At 69.3% G+C, this 15,789-nt stretch carries 15 protein-coding genes and 3 pseudogenes; 13 read left to right on the forward strand and 5 right to left on the reverse strand.

Features of this window, described 5'->3' with window-relative positions; all coding sequences use genetic code 11:
- Positions 1-89: 89 nt before the first annotated feature.
- The 3 genes and pseudogenes from IE263_RS50125 to IE263_RS33345 form a co-directional block, all read left to right on the forward strand.
- Positions 90-560, forward strand: a pseudogene (locus tag IE263_RS50125) (MFS transporter); the annotation flags it as partial.
- Between the two features lie 49 nt (positions 561-609).
- Positions 610-801: pseudogene (locus tag IE263_RS50130) on the forward strand (MFS transporter); the annotation flags it as partial.
- 79 nt (positions 802-880) lie between these two features.
- A complete protein-coding gene (locus tag IE263_RS33345) occupies positions 881-1,231 on the forward strand; it encodes an MFS transporter (protein WP_189941617.1) in 351 nt (116 codons plus the stop codon).
- A 216-nt stretch (positions 1,232-1,447) separates the two neighbouring features.
- Here IE263_RS33345 and IE263_RS33350 read toward each other — a convergent pair whose 3' ends face one another.
- The 4 genes and pseudogenes from IE263_RS33350 to IE263_RS33365 form a co-directional block, all read right to left on the reverse strand.
- The gene (locus tag IE263_RS33350) at positions 1,448-2,605 is read right to left on the reverse strand and encodes an NAD-dependent formate dehydrogenase (RefSeq protein WP_189941619.1); all 1,158 of its coding nucleotides are present in this window, start codon (positions 2,603-2,605) and stop codon (positions 1,448-1,450) included.
- A gap of 368 nt (positions 2,606-2,973) precedes the next feature.
- A pseudogene (locus IE263_RS33355) lies at positions 2,974-4,407 on the reverse strand (Na+/H+ antiporter); the annotation flags it as partial.
- A gap of 56 nt (positions 4,408-4,463) precedes the next feature.
- Entirely contained in the window at positions 4,464-4,835 is a 372-nt protein-coding gene (locus IE263_RS33360; RefSeq protein ID WP_189941621.1) for a DUF2255 family protein, read from the reverse strand.
- 88 nt (positions 4,836-4,923) lie between these two features.
- Positions 4,924-5,940, reverse strand: coding sequence for a zinc-dependent alcohol dehydrogenase family protein (locus tag IE263_RS33365; protein ID WP_189941622.1), 1,017 nt, complete (start codon positions 5,938-5,940; stop codon positions 4,924-4,926).
- A 355-nt stretch (positions 5,941-6,295) separates the two neighbouring features.
- Between IE263_RS33365 and IE263_RS33370 the strand changes: the two genes are divergently transcribed.
- The 8 genes from IE263_RS33370 (at position 6,296) to IE263_RS33405 (ending at position 13,111) form a co-directional block, all read left to right on the forward strand.
- A complete protein-coding gene (locus tag IE263_RS33370) occupies positions 6,296-7,171 on the forward strand; it encodes a helix-turn-helix domain-containing protein (RefSeq protein WP_189941624.1) in 876 nt (291 codons plus the stop codon).
- A gap of 236 nt (positions 7,172-7,407) precedes the next feature.
- Positions 7,408-8,007 carry a flavodoxin family protein gene (locus IE263_RS33375; RefSeq protein WP_189941626.1) on the forward strand — a complete coding sequence of 200 codons (600 nt, stop codon included), beginning with the start codon at positions 7,408-7,410 and terminating at the stop codon, positions 8,005-8,007.
- A 44-nt stretch (positions 8,008-8,051) separates the two neighbouring features.
- Entirely contained in the window at positions 8,052-8,441 is a 390-nt protein-coding gene (locus tag IE263_RS33380) for a nuclear transport factor 2 family protein (protein WP_189941627.1), read from the forward strand.
- Between the two features lie 26 nt (positions 8,442-8,467).
- Positions 8,468-9,169: a type 1 glutamine amidotransferase domain-containing protein gene (locus tag IE263_RS33385; RefSeq protein WP_189941628.1), complete on the forward strand. Its 702-nt coding sequence runs from the start codon at positions 8,468-8,470 to the stop codon at positions 9,167-9,169.
- Between the two features lie 53 nt (positions 9,170-9,222).
- Positions 9,223-9,561 carry a MoaF-related domain-containing protein gene (locus tag IE263_RS33390; RefSeq protein ID WP_189941629.1) on the forward strand — a complete coding sequence of 113 codons (339 nt, stop codon included), beginning with the start codon at positions 9,223-9,225 and terminating at the stop codon, positions 9,559-9,561.
- Positions 9,562-9,666: 105 nt separating this feature from the next.
- The gene (locus tag IE263_RS33395) at positions 9,667-10,536 is read left to right on the forward strand and encodes a helix-turn-helix transcriptional regulator (protein ID WP_189941630.1); all 870 of its coding nucleotides are present in this window, start codon (positions 9,667-9,669) and stop codon (positions 10,534-10,536) included.
- Positions 10,537-10,764: 228 nt separating this feature from the next.
- Positions 10,765-12,195, forward strand: a complete 1,431-nt coding sequence (locus IE263_RS33400; RefSeq protein ID WP_189941631.1) for an MFS transporter — start codon at positions 10,765-10,767, stop codon at positions 12,193-12,195.
- 34 nt (positions 12,196-12,229) lie between these two features.
- Positions 12,230-13,111, forward strand: coding sequence for a hypothetical protein (locus IE263_RS33405; protein WP_189941632.1), 882 nt, complete (start codon positions 12,230-12,232; stop codon positions 13,109-13,111).
- A gap of 298 nt (positions 13,112-13,409) precedes the next feature.
- Here the strand turns inward: IE263_RS33405 and IE263_RS33410 are convergent, their stop codons facing one another.
- Complete coding sequence (locus IE263_RS33410; RefSeq protein WP_229911305.1) at positions 13,410-13,862, reverse strand: transposase family protein; 453 nt, start codon at positions 13,860-13,862, stop codon at positions 13,410-13,412.
- A gap of 576 nt (positions 13,863-14,438) precedes the next feature.
- Here IE263_RS33410 and IE263_RS33415 point away from each other — a divergent pair.
- Together IE263_RS33415 and IE263_RS50135 are read left to right on the forward strand one after the other, a co-directional pair.
- Positions 14,439-15,368, forward strand: coding sequence for a DMT family transporter (locus tag IE263_RS33415; RefSeq protein ID WP_229911306.1), 930 nt, complete (start codon positions 14,439-14,441; stop codon positions 15,366-15,368).
- Positions 15,369-15,442: 74 nt separating this feature from the next.
- A complete protein-coding gene (locus tag IE263_RS50135; protein WP_373312164.1) occupies positions 15,443-15,781 on the forward strand; it encodes a hypothetical protein in 339 nt (112 codons plus the stop codon).
- The last annotated feature ends 8 nt before the right edge of the window (positions 15,782-15,789 follow it).

Consider the following 15,789-nt stretch of genomic DNA (forward strand, 5'->3'; position numbering starts at 1 on the left):
TCAGTTCCGGCAGCGGCGCCTCGGAGCAGCGCGGCCGATCCGCGAAAACCACTTGAGGCGTCCTGCATGCGCTGGCACGGTGGCCCCTTGTGCCTGCATCAGATGCACCAGAGGGTCGAGATCCTCAACCACCTGAAAGGGACGCCTTACCGGCATCCCCTGCGGGCCTCGCGTCCGGGCGGCCGCTCCGCTCCGCTGCCTTCCGGTGGTTTCTGGGTGGCCAGTCGATCTCCATGGCGGGCAGTGCCATGTCGCCTGTCGCCCTGGCCTTTGGCGTCCTGGAGGTCACGGATAGCGCGGCCTGGCTGTCCGCGGTTACCACTGCGGCCTTGGTCCCGATGGTCGCGACACTCCTTCTCGGCGGCGGTATCGCCGATCGCTACCGACGCGACACCGTGCTGTGCCTCACCAGCCTGGGCGCCGGCCTCACCCAGGTCGGCGTCGCGTTCCTCCTCCTGACCCACCAGCAGCCGGCGTTCCTGCTGCCGCTGTCCGCCCTCAACGGCATCAGTCAGGGACTGACCAAGCCCGCGCTGCGCGGTATCGTCCCGAATCTGGCGGCGGCAGCAGGCCAGCTCCCTGCTGGCGTCCGTCAGGAACGCCACTCGGATCCTTGGCCCGACCGCCGCAGGGCTGCTGACCGCGTCCGTCGGAGGCGGCTGGGCGATTGCTGCGGACGCCGTGTCCTTCCTCCTGGCGGCCGCGTGCTTCGCCCGTATGTCGCTGCCCGACCTGCCGCCGCGTACCGAGGACGGCTCGACGATGCTCGTCGAACTGCGGGAGGGCTGGAGCTACTTCAGCTCCAAGCCGTGGATCTGGGCGGTGACGTCGGCCTTTGCTGTCTTCAACGCCCTGAACATGGGTGCCGGCGCTGTCCCTGATGTCACTGGCCGCCGTCCCGTTGATCCTGCTCGGCGTCGGCGCGAACACCTTCTGGCTTGCCGCGGCGGCCTTTGCAGCGGGTGTGGCATCCGAGTTCTTCACCGTCGTGTGGGAAACCGTTTGTAGCACCCGCGTCCCGGAGCGGCTGCTCTCCCGAGTCGGCGCCCAAGACGAATTCTGGTCTTCCGTCCCCGTCCCCATCGGCCAACTGTCCGCGCCCTTCCTGACCGCGGCGTTCGGGACAGCGGCGGTCGCCGTCACCGGCGGCGGGGTAGCAGCGGTGGCGATGCTGGTGCCGTTACTGGTGCCCTCGCTTCGGCGGATCGAGATCAACCGGAACGGCGATTGAACCCCCATCGGCGGAAGGGCGGCAGCTCAGCGTGCGGGCCGAGTCCTCGAAAGGGGCGCTCAACGAAGTAGCCGGACACACTGAGCGCCGCCCATGTGAGAACGGGCGACGCCAGGTTCTCCGGCCTCGCCGGCCAGCGCGGCCCTGGCCGGACGAGCCCCAGGGGGCTTCCCTGTGCACGGGTGGTGACGGCCCCCGCCGGCTCCTGTGGTGTGATCAGACCGTGTACGAGCGAGCCCCGGTCCCGGCAAGCCTGCCGCCCTCCACGATGAGGTACTCCTGACGGATCGGGCGGTCGTCGAACCAGCACTCCAGGATTTCCCGGACGCCTGCCGCGTACCTGGCCTGCGCGGAGAGCGTCGAACCGGACACGTGCGGTGTCATGCCCTCGTGCGGCATGCTGCGCCAGGGGTGGTCCTCTTCCGGCGGCTCGGGGTACCAGACGTCACCGGCGTAGCCCGCCAGATGGCCTCGTTCCAGAGCGCGTACCACGGCGTCCCGGTCGACGATCAGCGCGCGGGCTGTGTTGACGAGGTACGACCCGCGTTTCATGGTCGCGAGCATCTCGTCGTCGAAGAGGTTCACCGTCTTGGCGTGAAGCGGCGCGTGGATGGAGAGCACGTCGACGGCGGCCGCCAGGGAGCGGGCATCCTCATGCCAGGTCAGCCCCAGCTCCCGCTCGAGATCCGGTGGCAGCCTGTGCACGTCGTTGTAGTGCAGCTTCACGTCGAACGGCTGCAGTCGGCGGAGCACTGCCAGGCCGATCCGTCCGGCGCCGAAGACGCCGACGTCCATGCCTTCCAGGTCGTAGTTCCGCGAGACGCTGTCGGCCACGTGCCAGCCTCGTCGGGCGGTGACCCACTCGTGGGCAGGCAGATAGTTGTGGGCGAGAGCGAGGATCTGCATGACCGCGTGCTCAGCCACGCTGATGCTGTTGCTGTAGGTGACCTCGGCGACGGTGATGTCGTGCTCGATGGCGCTCGGAAGGTCCACGTGGTCCGAACCGATCCCGGCTGTGATCGACAGCTTCAGGCGCGGTGCGCGCCGGATCCGATCAGGGGTGAGATAGGCGGGCCAGAACGGTTGGGAGATCACCACGTCGGCGTCGGGGAGCTCGCGGTCCAGCACGGATTCGGGCCCCTCCTTGTCGGAGGTGACGACCAGGGTGTGGCCCCGTTCCTCCAGGAAAGTACGCAGACCGAGTTCGCCGGAGACGCAGCCGACCAGCTCACCCGGCTTGAAGCCGATGCTCCGGGGGGTGGGCGCCGTCTGCCCTCCGGGGTAGCCGCTGATGACCGGGATCTCATCCCGGGCATACCTGGGCGGATAGCCGTCAACGGGGTCTGGATAGAGCACCGTGAGGATCTTTGCCATGGCCGTACTCCCACGAAAGCCGACGCACAGGCGTGGCCCGGTAACCGCACATTTGCTCCGGCCGGCCTTTCTGTCAGGTGCCGAGTGCCCGTGCCCGCCGCACAACAAACGGGCACACACACGCTGGTCACCGCGCTGATCGCCCGGCCAGGTCCACGCGCGGATGCGGTCCAGGCGCACGGTGTGCCGGGAGGCGTCCTGCAGCTGGTGGAGCAAAGTTCCTCCTCGGGGGATGAGTCATTCGACCGTCGCGCCTCCGGCCAGGCGGACCTCCTCACTGTCGAGGGCGGCCTGCAGGCGGCGCAGGACGTGTCGTCGATCTGGCGCTCGTCGCGGAGCCGGACGACGGTGGCGCGTTTGTTGGCGATGAGGGCCAGGCGCAGCGCGAGGTAGTCCTGGTGCTGGAGCACAGCAGGGTCGTCGTGGGCACCCGCTCTCCGGGCCCGGACGGACGCCAGGTGCGCCTCGTACTCCTGCCGCAGCCACTCGACGATCTTCGGATCGCTCCGCAGGTCGGCGGCGAGCTGGGGCATCGCCTTGATCGCCTCTTCAATGGCGGCGGTCTCGGCCAGGTCGTGCTCCTCGTCGACCGACGTGTCGGGCGGCAGCTTTGCCCAGCGCACCGCCACCGGCAGCAGCAGTCCTTGCACCACCAGCGTCACGAGGATGACGCCGGAGGTGACGAAGACGATGAAGCTGCGGTCGGGGAACGGCTCGCCTGAGTCGAGCGTCTGCGGCACCGAGAGCACCATCGCGAGCGAGACCGCGCCCCGGAACCCGGCCAGCCCGCTGACCACACGGGTCCGGTGACCGACCCGGAGCATGCGTTGCTGGGGACGGCGGTCGAGTGCGCGGACCAGGTAGGTGGAGGCGTACAGGAACGCGAAGCGCACAGCGACGAGCGCCACGCAGATGACACCGACCGCGATCAACGCGTCCCGGAGATCGGCGTGGTTGAGGTGGCGGACGGCGTACTGCAGTTCCACCCCCACCAGGACGAACAGCGCCCCATTGATGATGAAGGTGGCCAGCGGCCAGAACGCCAGTGCCTGCGTGCGGTGTTCGGCCGGGATGATGCGCGGGGCGACCTGGGACATGATCAGGCCGCTGACGACCACCGCGAGGACGCCGGAGGCCTCGACCAGTTCGGCGAGCAGATACGCGGTGAAGGGCGCCAGGATCATGACCAGGTTGCCCAGCAGGGGATCGGTCAGGCGGCGCCGCAGGTTCATGTTGACCCACGCGACCGCCACCCCGACCAGGGCCCCGCCGCCGTAGGCGAGCAGGAACAGCCCGCCGACGTGCGGGATGCTCAGGTGTTCCTCGCCGACCGTGATGCCGACGGCGAGACCGTAGACGACCAGGGCCGTGCCGTCGTTGACCAAACTCTCCGCACGCAGGATGGTGACCTGGCGGCGCGGCAGTGCGCGGGCGAGGACGCCGACCGCCGTCGCGTCCGTGGGCGCCATGGCCGCGCCGAGCACCCACGCCGGTCCCCACGGCAGGCCGAGGGCATGCCCGGCAGCCGCGACGGCCCAGGCCGTGAGGATGACCAGCACGGTGCTCAGCTGCAGGATGCCGCGCAGGTTGGTGCGGATCTCCCGCAGGGAGGTGGTCAGGCTCTCCCAGTACAGCAGCACCGGAAGGAAGAGCAACAGCACGACCTCCGGGGGCAGTTGGGCCTCCCGCACCGCCGGGACGAACCCCAGGAGCACACCCGTCACGAGCAGGACGATGGGCGGTGCGATGCCGAGGCGCTGTCCCACGGCGTTGCCCACCAGCACGGCCACGCCCAGGACCACGACGAGTTCGAGACCGAGCAAGGTGCTTCTCCTGGAGGGGTGAAAGAGCTGCTGTTTCAGTGCGGTACGAGCTTCAGGGTCGTGTCCCGCGAGGCCACCATGGGATTGACGTAACTCGCGCCGTACCGGCCGTACTTGGTGCGGTAGGCGGCGTCGATCCGGTCGTTGACGCCGGCGTCGGTGACCTCGACGAGGGTGACGTCCTTGTCGACGCCGCCCGAGCGGACACGGCCCTCGTGGCTGGCCCGGGCCGCGCGGTACCAGGCGCCGGCGCTGCCGCGGAAGGAGCGGACGTAGAGGTCGTCGCCGTCGCGGACGACCCAGATCGGCACGGGTGTGCGCGGCGTTCCGTCGCTGCGCGAGGGGGCCATCTGAAGTTCCTCGGCGTGCTCGATCCGGGTCAGCTCGTCGTTCGTCCAGGTCGTCATGGGCTTGCCTCCTTACGACTGCGGAGCGGGGTGTGCCCTCGTGGACGTGAGCGCGGCTGGGGCAACTCACGCTCACGAGGCGACCGGGTCAGGGCATCAGGAGGGTCTTGATGGCGCGGCGTTCGTCCATCGCCTTGTACCCCTCGGCGACCTGGTCCAGGGGCAGGGTGAGGTCGAAGACCTTGCCCGGGTTGATGTGGCCCGACAGCACGCGGTCGATCAGGTCGGGCAGGTAGCGGCGTACGGGAGCCGGGCCGCCACGCAGACCGACTTGGGAGAAGAACAGCTCCTGGCCGTCGACCGCCACCTCGTGAGGGACGCCGACGAAGCCGACGTTGCCGCCCGGCCGCGCGGAGTGCAGGGCCTGCCGCATGGACTCGGCGGTGCCCACGCACTCCAGCACGCTGTCGGCGCCGATGCCGCCGGTCAGGTCCTTGACGCGGGCGACGCCGTCCTCGCCGCGCTCGGTCACGATGTCCGTGGCGCCGAACTCCAGGGCGAGCTTCTGACGGGACTCGTGCCGGGACATGGCGATGATCCGCTCCGCGCCGAGCTCCTTCGCGGCGATCACCCCGCACAGGCCGACCGCCCCGTCCCCGACCACCACGGCCGTCGAGCCCGGCTTGACCTCGGCGGCCAGAGCCGCGTACCAGCCGGTGCCCATCACGTCGGAGACGGCCAGCAGGCTGGGCACGACATGCTCGCCCGGGTCGCCGTCGGTGGCCACCAGCGTGCCGTGGGCGTTGGGGATGCGCACGTACTCGGCCTGGCACGTGCTCATGAACTCGCGGTTCAGACAGGAGGACTGCCAGCCCTTCTGGCAGTTGGCGCAGGTGTTGTCGGAGGTGGCGAAGGAGCCGACCACGAACTGGCCCGGCTTGACGTGGGTGACCTCGCTGCCGGTCTCCTCGACGATGCCGACGTACTCGTGCCCCATCGGGTGCGGGTCACCGACAGGCTCCAGGCCGCGATACGGCCACAGGTCCGAGCCGCACACACAGGTGGCGACTGTACGGATGATCGCGTCCGTCGGCTTGACGATCTTGGGCTCGGGGACGTCTTCCACCCGGATGTCACCGGGGGCGTGGATCACAGTTGCTCGCATGTCTTTTCTCCTGACGCGTTTCTCGGGTAGGGGTGGCTCGGGCTCGGGTGTGCTCTTCGCGCCGGTGGGTGGCCCTTGCCGGTCGGCGGCCGCTTCAGGAGTTCCATCGTGATTTTCTTCGTGCGGTGCTGTGATGCTGATACTGGGGCAGCGGTGGCACCCGGACGTGCCGGATTCCTCGACGATGGCCAATGGGGTATACAGAAGCGTCGACGGCCTGTGAAAAAAATGCCGGTCTCTGACTCCGTCACCGCCCGCAGGGCCCGTACGGAGGAGAATTCCACCCCAGGGAAGACCTATCCAGGGACAAAACCGTCCTACCCAGCCGAGTGGCGCACGGCGCATACTCGCCAGTATGAATAGCAGTGCGCACCGTAAGGAGCTGGGCCAATTCCTGAAGGCCCGCCGGGCCGAGCTCAGCCCCCGTACGGTCGGTCTGCCCGAAACCGACCGGCGGCGGCGCGTGGCCGGCCTGCGCCGGGACGAGGTGGCCGTGCTGGCCGCCATCAGCACCGACTACTACACCCGCCTGGAGCAGGGTCGCATGACCCCCTCCGCGTCCGTGCTGTCCGAGCTTGTTCGGGTCCTGCACCTGAGTGACGACCAGCGGGACCGTCTGTTCGAGCTGGCCGGAAGGGAGGCCGGTGGGGCGCGGCGGCGGGCTCCGCAGAAGGCGCACCCCCGGTTGCGCACCGTGCTGAACGAGCTCAGCGTGGCCCCCGGCGTGGTCCTGGGCCGGTACTTGGACATCCTGGCGTGGAACCCGATGGCCGCCGCCTTGTTCAGCACCGATTTCGCGAAGGTCGCCAAGCAGCAGCGCAACTACGTCCGGCAGCTGTTCACCGACCCTGCCATGAGAACGCTGTACGTCGACTGGGAGGACTCCGCTCGTAACGCCGTGGCCGTGTTGCGGCAGCAGGCCGCGTCCTGTCCCGATGACCGGAGACCGACCGCCCTCGTCGGTGAGCTGTCGGTGCGGGACGACCAGTTCCGCCGGTGGTGGGGAGGCCGCCATGTGGCACCCCGGACCGGAGGCACCAAGGTGTTCGACCACCCGGTCGCCGGTCGACTCACCCTCGCCTGGGACGCCCTCACCTGCGTGGCCGACCCCGACCAGCAGCTGATCGTCTGGAGCGCCGAACCCGACTCGCGCACCTACGAGGGGCTGCGCTTCCTCTCCTCGTGGGCAGCGGCCCAGCAGGACGACTCCTTGTCCGACACCGTCAACTGACGGTTGTCCGACACCGTCAACTGACGGGCGCGGTCTCCTTTCATGCCAGTACCGAGAAATGGCAGGAGAGCCCAGCACAAATGGGCTACTGCGATTTCCGGCATGCCCCCTGTGCTTTCCTCCCAGCCAGGAACGAATCCTGACCAGGGACAAATCCTTCCTACCTTCGCTGTTGAATTCCGTGCCATGCTTCCAGAGCACGATTCACGCAATCCTTTTCGAGGAGCAATACCCCCATGTCCTCCACCTCCCGCCCCACGGTCGCCGTCGCTTTCCACTCCGGCTACGGCCACACCGCTGTCATAGCCGAGGCCGTGGCGCGCGGTGCCGCTGAAGCCGGCGCCGAGGTGATCTCCGTACCCGTGGACACGATCACCGACGAGCAGTGGGCGCAACTGGACGCCGCCGACGCCATCATCTTCGGTGCCCCCACCTACATGGGCACCGCCTCCGCCGCCTTCCACACCTTCGCCGAGGCCAGCAGCAAGCGCTGGTACACCCAGACCTGGGCCGACAAGATCGCGGCCGGCTTCACCAACTCCGGCGCCAAGAACGGCGACAAGTCCTCGACCCTGGGCTACTTCTTCACCATGGCCGCCCAGCACGGCATGCACTGGGTCAACCTCGGCATCCAGCCGGGCTGGGCCTCCACCGAGGGCAGCGAGGACGACATCAACCGTCTGGGCTACTTCGTCGGTGCAGGCGCCCAGACCCCGGTCGATGCCGGCCCGGAGGCCGTCCACAAGTCGGACATCGCCACCGCCGAGAGCCTCGGCGCCCGCGTCGCGCGGCAGACCGCGTTCTTCCTCGCCGGCCGCGCCGCCCTCGCTGCCTGATACAGACCCCATCCCGCACCGTCAGATCACCGAGGAGCACCCCCATGTCCGATTCCCCGAACGTCGCCCTCGTCCGTCGGTTCTATGACTCCGGCATGGCTCCGGACGTGGTCGCCGAGGTCATCGACCCCGACATCGTCTGGGACATCACCCCCGGCTTCCCCTACGGCGGCGTCTACAAGACCTGGGCCAGCGCCGGCGCCGACTTCTTCGGCCGGCTCGCGCCCGACTTCACCTCCTTCGGCGCGGTGGCCGAGGAGTTCTACGACGCGGGCCCGCACGTCTTCGTCCGCGGCCACTACCACGCCGTGTCCAAGTCCGGCCAGGAGTCGGACGCGCGCTTCATCCACCTGTGGACGGTCGGCGACGGCAAGCTCACCCACCTCGTCCAGGCCGCCGACAGCCACATCGTCCAGCAGGCCGCGAACGGCTGACCCCACTCGCTCTCAGGGAGAAACCCATGACGAGGATCCTCTTCCTCATCACCGCCGCTGACCGCTGGACCCTGGCCGACGGATTCCAGCAGCCGGCCGGGTTCTGGGCTGAGGAGGCCCTAGGCCCGTACGCCGTCTTCAAGGAGGCCGGTTACGAGATCGCCGCGGCCACCCCGGGCGGCGTCCCGCCGACCGCAGACGAGCTCAGCCTGACGCCGGAGTTCAACGGCGGGGAGGAGGGCGCCGAGCGGATGAAGACCGCCCTGCGCGAGGCCACCGAGCTGGCGAACCCGATCCGCATCGAGGACGTCCGGATCGACGACTACGACGCCGTCTTCGTCCCCGGTGGCTGGGGCCCGATGGAGGATCTGTCCGACGACCCCGCGGCCGGCAAGCTGCTGAGCGACTGGCTGGCCTCCGGCAAGATCGTGTCGCTGGTCTGCCACGGCCCGGCCGCGCTGCTGTCCACCGTGGACGCCGACGGCAAGTCCCCGTTCGCCGGCTACCGCCTGACCGGGCTGTCCAACTCCGAGGAGATCCAGAACGGCCTCGCCGACCGGGCGAAGTGGCTGCTTCAGGACCGCCTCATCTCGGACGTGGGCGCGGAGTACCACAAGGGCGAGGAGAATTTCGCCCCCCACCTCGAGGTGGATCGCACCCTCATCACCGGCCAGAACCCCGCCTCGGCCGTCCCGCTCGCCCAGGAAGTCGTCAAGGCCCTGAGCTGACGCCCAGCACCGTCACAGAAGATCGTCACAGAAAGCAGAAAGAGGCAGCACTGATGGACGGCAACGCGACCCTCCCCAGCGTGGGGCAGACCTGGCTGGCGGACCTCGGCCCGGACACGCCGCTCGGCCACTTCACGGTGGAGATCACCTTCGACTCGGCGACCCAGGTCAGCTTCGAGGTGACGGGCGGTGCCATCAAGGGCCGGAAGCAGACGATGGAGTACACCACCACCCGGCTCCGCGACGGCCTGTACGTCGTGCGCTGGACCGAACCCGACGCCGGCGACCATGTCACCCACATCGAGGACTACACCGAGGGGACCTGCATGGCCAGCTCCGTCATCGGAGGCGAGTTCGTCCAGCTTCACGGGAAGTGGACCCGCGTCCGCTGAACCCGCGGGTGACGACCGTCGGCCCCGCGTCATCTTGACGGTGAGGACTTCCAGGGACAAATCTCTCCCCCTGACAACGCCGCTCTCCGATGCCAAGGTGATGGCATGAACCGCGATCCTCACCGCCACGACCTGGGGGAATTCCTCAAGGCGCGCCGCGCCGAGCTCGACCCGGCCGCCGTCGGCCTGCCCGACGGCGGCTCGCGGCGCGTCGCGGGCCTGCGCCGGGAGGAGGTCGCCGTGCTGGCGGCCATCAGTACCGATTACTACGCCCGCCTCGAACAGGGCCGTATCCAGCCGTCGCCGTCCGTGCTGGAGTCCCTGGCCCGGGTGCTGCGCCTGGACGACGATCAGCGTGCCTACCTGTACGAGCTTGCGGCCAAGGACGATTTCCGCCCTCCCCGCCGGCAGCCGCGCCTCAAGGCACAGCCGCAGTTGCAGCGGATGCTCGACGACATGGCGCACACTCCCGCCTTCGTGATCGGGCCGCGTACCGAGATCGTCGCCTGGAACGCCATGGGCGCGGCCTTGATCACCGATTTCGGGAAGATCCCCGAGAAGCAGCGCTACTACATCAGGCTGCTCATCACCGATCCCGCGATGCGCGAGTTGTACGCGGACTGGGAGGGTGTCACCCGGCTGGCCATCGCCCAGATGCGGATGCACAACGCGAACAACCCCGGGGACAAGCAGCTCGCCGCTCTGGTGGGTGAACTCTCGGTCCAGGACGACCAGTTCCGCAAGTGGTGGGGCGCCCACAACGTCGCCGTCCGGGACACCGGGACCAAGCACCTGCGCCACCCCGTGGTCGGGGATCTGCATCTCGACTGGAACGCGGTCACCTGGGCCGCCGACCCCGACCTCCAGATCATCGTCTGGACCGCCGAATCCGGCACCCCGACCCACGACAGCCTGCGCATGCTGGCGTCCTGGGCGGCGGACCCCAGCCGCTCCACCAGCGGCAGCTCCGCCTGACCGTCCCCGATATTCCCCATTCCCTTCAAAGGGGGAGGCTTTTCTCCTACGCGGCCCACGCCCAGGAAGAGGCTCTCCCTTCTTCGTGTACGGCATCTCCTGGCACGCTCGTCACGAGGCCGACCGCGCCGCGCGCTCCCGCCCCGGTCCGGCCCTCTTCCGACGGTTCCTCAGCGCCGAGGCGTCCGACCGGCCTGCTCATCTGCCAGGAAAGAGATCCACCTCCCCATGTCCCTGACACAGTCCCGCCCTGGGACCTTGCCGCCCGCTGCCCCACCGCGCTGGACCGCCCGCCTCTGGTGCGTCCTCGCCGTGCTGTGCCTGGTGCTGTTCCTCGACGGCCTCGACGTCTCCATGGTCGGCATCGCCCTGCCCTCCATCGGCCATGACCTCGGCCTGGCCACCAGCTCACTGCAGTGGATCGTCAACGGCTACGTCCTCGGCTACGGCGGACTGATGCTGCTGGGCGGCCGTACCGCCGACCTGCTCGGACGCCGCCGGGTCTTCCTGATCGCGCTGGCCGTCTTCGCCGCCGCCTCGCTGCTCGGCGGCCTGGTCGACAACGGCTTGCTGCTGATCGCCACCCGCTTCGTCAAGGGCCTGGCCGCCGCGTTCACCGCGCCGGCCGGCCTGTCCATCCTCACCACGACCTTCCCGGAGGGCCCGCAGCGCAACCGGGCCCTGTCGGTCTTCAGCCTCTTCGGCGCCCTCGGCTACTCCTCCGGCCTGATCCTCGGGGGCCTCCTCACCGGGATCGGATGGCGCTGGACCTTCCTCATGCCGGTCCCGCTCGCGCTGCTCGCGCTGATCGTCGGCCTGCTTCTGATCCCTCACGACCGGCGCACCGAGAGCGGCGGCCAGGACCCGGCCGGCGCGGTCACCCTCACCGCCGGGATGCTGCTCGCCGTGTACGCCGTGGTCACCGCTCCCACCACGGGATGGACCTCGGCGGCGACGCTCGGCTCCTTCGGCCTCGCCGGTGTACTGCTGCTCGCCTTCGTCCTGATCGAACAGCGGGTGGGCAACCCGCTGGTCCGCTTCGGCATCCTGCGCCAGGCCGGCACGGTCCGGGCCAATCTCAGCATGATCGCGCTCATGGGCTCCTACATCAGCTTCCAGTTCATGATGACCCTGTTCCTGCAGGACGGGCGCGGCTGGTCGCCGCTGCGCATGGCCTTCGCGCTGCTGCCCGTCGGCCTGATCGTCGCCGTGGGCTCGCCGCTCACCGGCAGACTCGTCGATCGCTTCGGCACAGCACCGCTGATCATCGCCTCGATGACCTCGTCGACCCTCGGCTACGTCTGGTTCCTGGTCACGGCCGGCTCCTCACCCGACTACCTGCTCGCCATGTTCCCGTCCCTGATCCTCCTCGGCGGCGGCTTCGCGTTCGGCTACAGCGCGATCACGGCCCAGGCCACGGAAGGCATCGACGACTCCGAACAGGGCCTCGCCTCCGGCCTCGTGCAGACCTCCGGCCAGGTCGGCGCCGCCCTCGTCCTCGCCGTACTCACCGCCATGCTCGCCCAAGCGGGCGACAGCGGCGGCGACTTCACCGCCTACCGGCCCGGCCTGAACCTGGTCACCGGCGTCGCGGCCACCGGGCTGCTCCTGAACCTGATCCCCGCGCTCCGCCTCCGGCGGCGCCCCGCAGAACGATGAGCAAGATCTTCTTCCCCAGCGCCGAGAAGCACCCATGACAACATCCACGCTGGACCGGCCCGTTCCCACACTCGTCCCACAGCGGCAGCCGGTCGTTCCGGAGGAACAGCCGCCCGCCGCGCGGCCAGGCCACTCCAGGATCCGCAGGGTGTTGTGGTGGGCCGCGTGCCTGATCTGCGGCGGCCTTGTGGGCCTCGTCCTCGCCGCCGTCGGCACGCTGCGCGGGCGGGTGCCGTCCCGGTTCCGCCTGGGGGTGGTCGCCGTCGGGGCGGCGGCGCAACTGGCGGGTGCCGGTTCCTTCGCCGTGGTCGGCGCCGTCGCCGACTTCCGCCCCTGCGCGGTGCGGACCGTCCAGCCTCCCGGCGATGCCTACGGCACTGCGGCAGTCAGCGGCGGCGGTCTGTGGGAGGCCACTCGCACAGTCGTCGCCGCGCCGGTGTCCGGAGCGGCCCTGCTCTACGGCGTCGGCAAGGGCGGCGAGTTGTACCGCTGCGACAACGGGACGACCGCCATGGTTCTGGACGACGGGGTCGTTCGCGCCGGCACCATGTTCGGCACCGTCTTCCTCACCGACCAGCGAATGGAGGCGGACACTCCACGCATGCGAAGCCTGGCGGAGCACGAGGCCCGGCACACCGACCAGTGGGCGGCCTTCTCGCTCGCTGCGGGGCCTGCTGCCTTCCCCGCGCTGTACGCCCTCGACGAGGCGCTCTTCCCCGGGGCGTTCAACCACTTCGAGCGTCAGGCGGGCCTCGAGGCCGGTGGCTACGACCCGCCGTCGGACTGCCCGTCCATCGCCGGCCGGCTGACGCTTCTCTCCCTCGGACTGCTTGCCGGCTCCGTCCTGGTCGTCCGGCACCGGCTCCGCCGCCCGTCGGCTTCCAAACGCTCCGGCAAAGCGGTGCCACAGAGGTGACCTGCGCAGGCCCCGACAACTCCTGCTTCGCCACGGAGGTGACGATCATGCGCAACAGGATCCGGGCGGGTCGATGGCATCGCGGCTGGTGCAGATCGCAGGTGCTTCGGCCTTCCGACCGGGCCGGCTTGACGATTGACGCTCTCCACCGATCTGCCGATGGGCGCAACGACCCCGTCCCTGGCGATGCGTCATCCCCCGCTGATCCAGTCCCGCGAGCTGACGGCCACCGCCTCCTGCCCCAGGCACTTGCGCTTCCCATCGGCGAGCAGACGGGCAGAGGCGGGAAGCGGGCCGATCAGCAGGGCGACGACGCGGTCGTCGCCGCAGTTGCTACCAGGCCGGTGGTGTGGTCCAGGGCGGCGAGCAGGTGGATCTTCCGGCCTTCGGCCTTGGCCGCTCCACGCAGGCTCTTGCCGTCCACTGCCACCGCGCGCAGACCGCGCGCGATGCGGGTACAGCGGTCGGCGAGCCAGCGGCCCACGGCTCGATCCAGAGCGTCGCCGTCGATCCTCGCCAGCAGTCGGCGAACCGTCGATTCCGCAGGCAGCAGCGGATCGGGATGCGCGCCGACAGCTTGCAGCACCTGCGGCGGGGCGTCGGCGATCCACTCGCCGACCGCCAACAATGACCTCGCCCCGGCCAGTACTGCGCACGCGGTGAGCGCGAGCACGGCGGTCAGGGCGTGTCGCACCCCGCGCGGATCACGCGGGTCGGGCACCTCGGCCAGCCGTTCCAACAGGCCCGGCACGTCTGCGGGTTCGACCTGTGGATGGCCGCGGAGTTGGTCAAGAGCGGGTTGGATTGGCGATGATGCGTCGGCAGGCACGGGCTTCCACTTGAAATCACGAGGCGTCGAGGAATCCATGATCTTGGGAGCCCGTGCCTGTCTCGTTCTCGGGCGACCGCTCAGCTGGCAGGTCATTGCGATAGCAGCCCGGGGCGTCTCGGCCACGCTGCCGCATACCACGGCCTGGCCACGGCTTCGGCAAAGAAGAAGGCGCCATCCCCAGTTCGAAGAGGCCAACGCCCGGTGGCTGATTCGGCGTCAATGCGTCACTTGAATATGCCGGGACGCCTGTCCCCGTTGCCGGGTAGCGTGGTCACATGCAGCTGTTTTTGACGCCTCCGCCGCCCGCCGCTTAAGGCGGGCAGTCGTCCACAGCCATCCCGAGGTGCCGGGATGGCTGTGTGGGTTGCCCACGGAAGAGATCGTGCTGGCAATCATTCGAGGAGATCTCAGTTGCAGTCCTCTTCTGCCCTGGCTGTTCGGCAGGGTGTTCTCTACGTCGCGATCGCGGCCACAGCGTGGGGTACTGGCGGTGCTGTGGCCGCCGAACTGTACGACGTCGGCGGGATCGGCCCCATCTCCGTTTCCTTCTGGCGATTCCTGACCGGACTCGGGCTGCTCCTGACCGCTCATCTGGTCCGGCGGACCCGGCGGCCGGAGACGGCGCTCTCGCTGCGCGCAACGTACGCGGCGGATCCACGGCGAGCCCTGGTCACAGGATTCGGGCTGGCCGTGTATCAAACGGCCTACTTCGCCTCCGTGCAAGAGGCCGGACTGACCGTGGCCACGGTGGTGACCCTGGGCTCGGGTCCCGTACTGGTCGCCGTCGGAGCCCGGCTCACCCTGGGCGAGCGTACCGGCGCCGCCGGAACCGCCGCCGTAGTGAGCGGCGTCATCGGCCTGGTGCTACTGATGGGCGGCGCGGACGGGAGTACCGGCCCTGCACCCTTCCTGGGCATCGGGTATGCGCTGCTCTCCGCAGCCGGCTACGCGGGCGTGACTCTGCTGGGCCGCTTCTCCGGCCGGAAGAACGCCGGTGGCGCGTTCGAGGCGACGGTGACCGGCTTCGCGGTGGGCACGGTCTGCCTTCTGCCGATGGCTCTGCTGGAGGGCATCCTGCCCGACATGGAGCGTGCGGCCTGGACCCTGGGCCTGATCCTCTACTTGGGGGCGGTGCCGACGGCGCTGGCGTACACGTTGTTCTTCGTCGGCCTCGGAGCCGTACGGGCGACCACAGCCTCCGTGGTCGCCCTGGTCGAGCCGCTCACCGCGGCGGTCATTGGCGTCCTGGTCTTGGGCGAGCGGCTCAACGGGGTCGTCCTCACCGGCACGGCCCTGCTGCTGTTCGCCGTGCTCTTCCTCACGGCGGGCGAAGGGGCCGGCCGAGCGGCGGCCCGACGGACCCCCGACCCCAGTGCTGGCCATGGCCGGAACACGTCGCATCCGGCCACACAGACCAAGGACTGACGCCGACGCACCATGCGTACGCGGGCAGTGGGCCGCCGGGGCCCACTGCCCGCCGTGACTGACAAAAGCGGACGATGCGCATCACGCCATCTGAGCTGGCAGATCATCACGAACCGGATGTCTCCCAACTACGCCGAAGCCTTGCTTCCCGGACCGATTCTTCCTGGACGGAAATCATCCCCTTTTCCCGGCCGAGCGACGGTACAGGGCTCGACGAGGCAGCCGGTGGCGATCAACGCAAGAAAGTGTCGCCCCGACTTTTCTGGATTTTCGCACTCTCTCAGCGGACCTCCATGAGCACGCAGCCCGCCGAGCGTCCCGCCGCCGCCTCGGGCACCTTCGACCTGGGTGGCGACCTGACGGTCAACCGTCTCGATTACGGCGCCATGCAGCTGACGGACCCCGCTGTCTGAGGCGAGCC

It is taken from the genome of Streptomyces aurantiogriseus, assembly GCF_014649375.1.
In the GTDB taxonomy this organism is placed as follows: domain Bacteria; phylum Actinomycetota; class Actinomycetes; order Streptomycetales; family Streptomycetaceae; genus Streptomyces; species Streptomyces aurantiogriseus.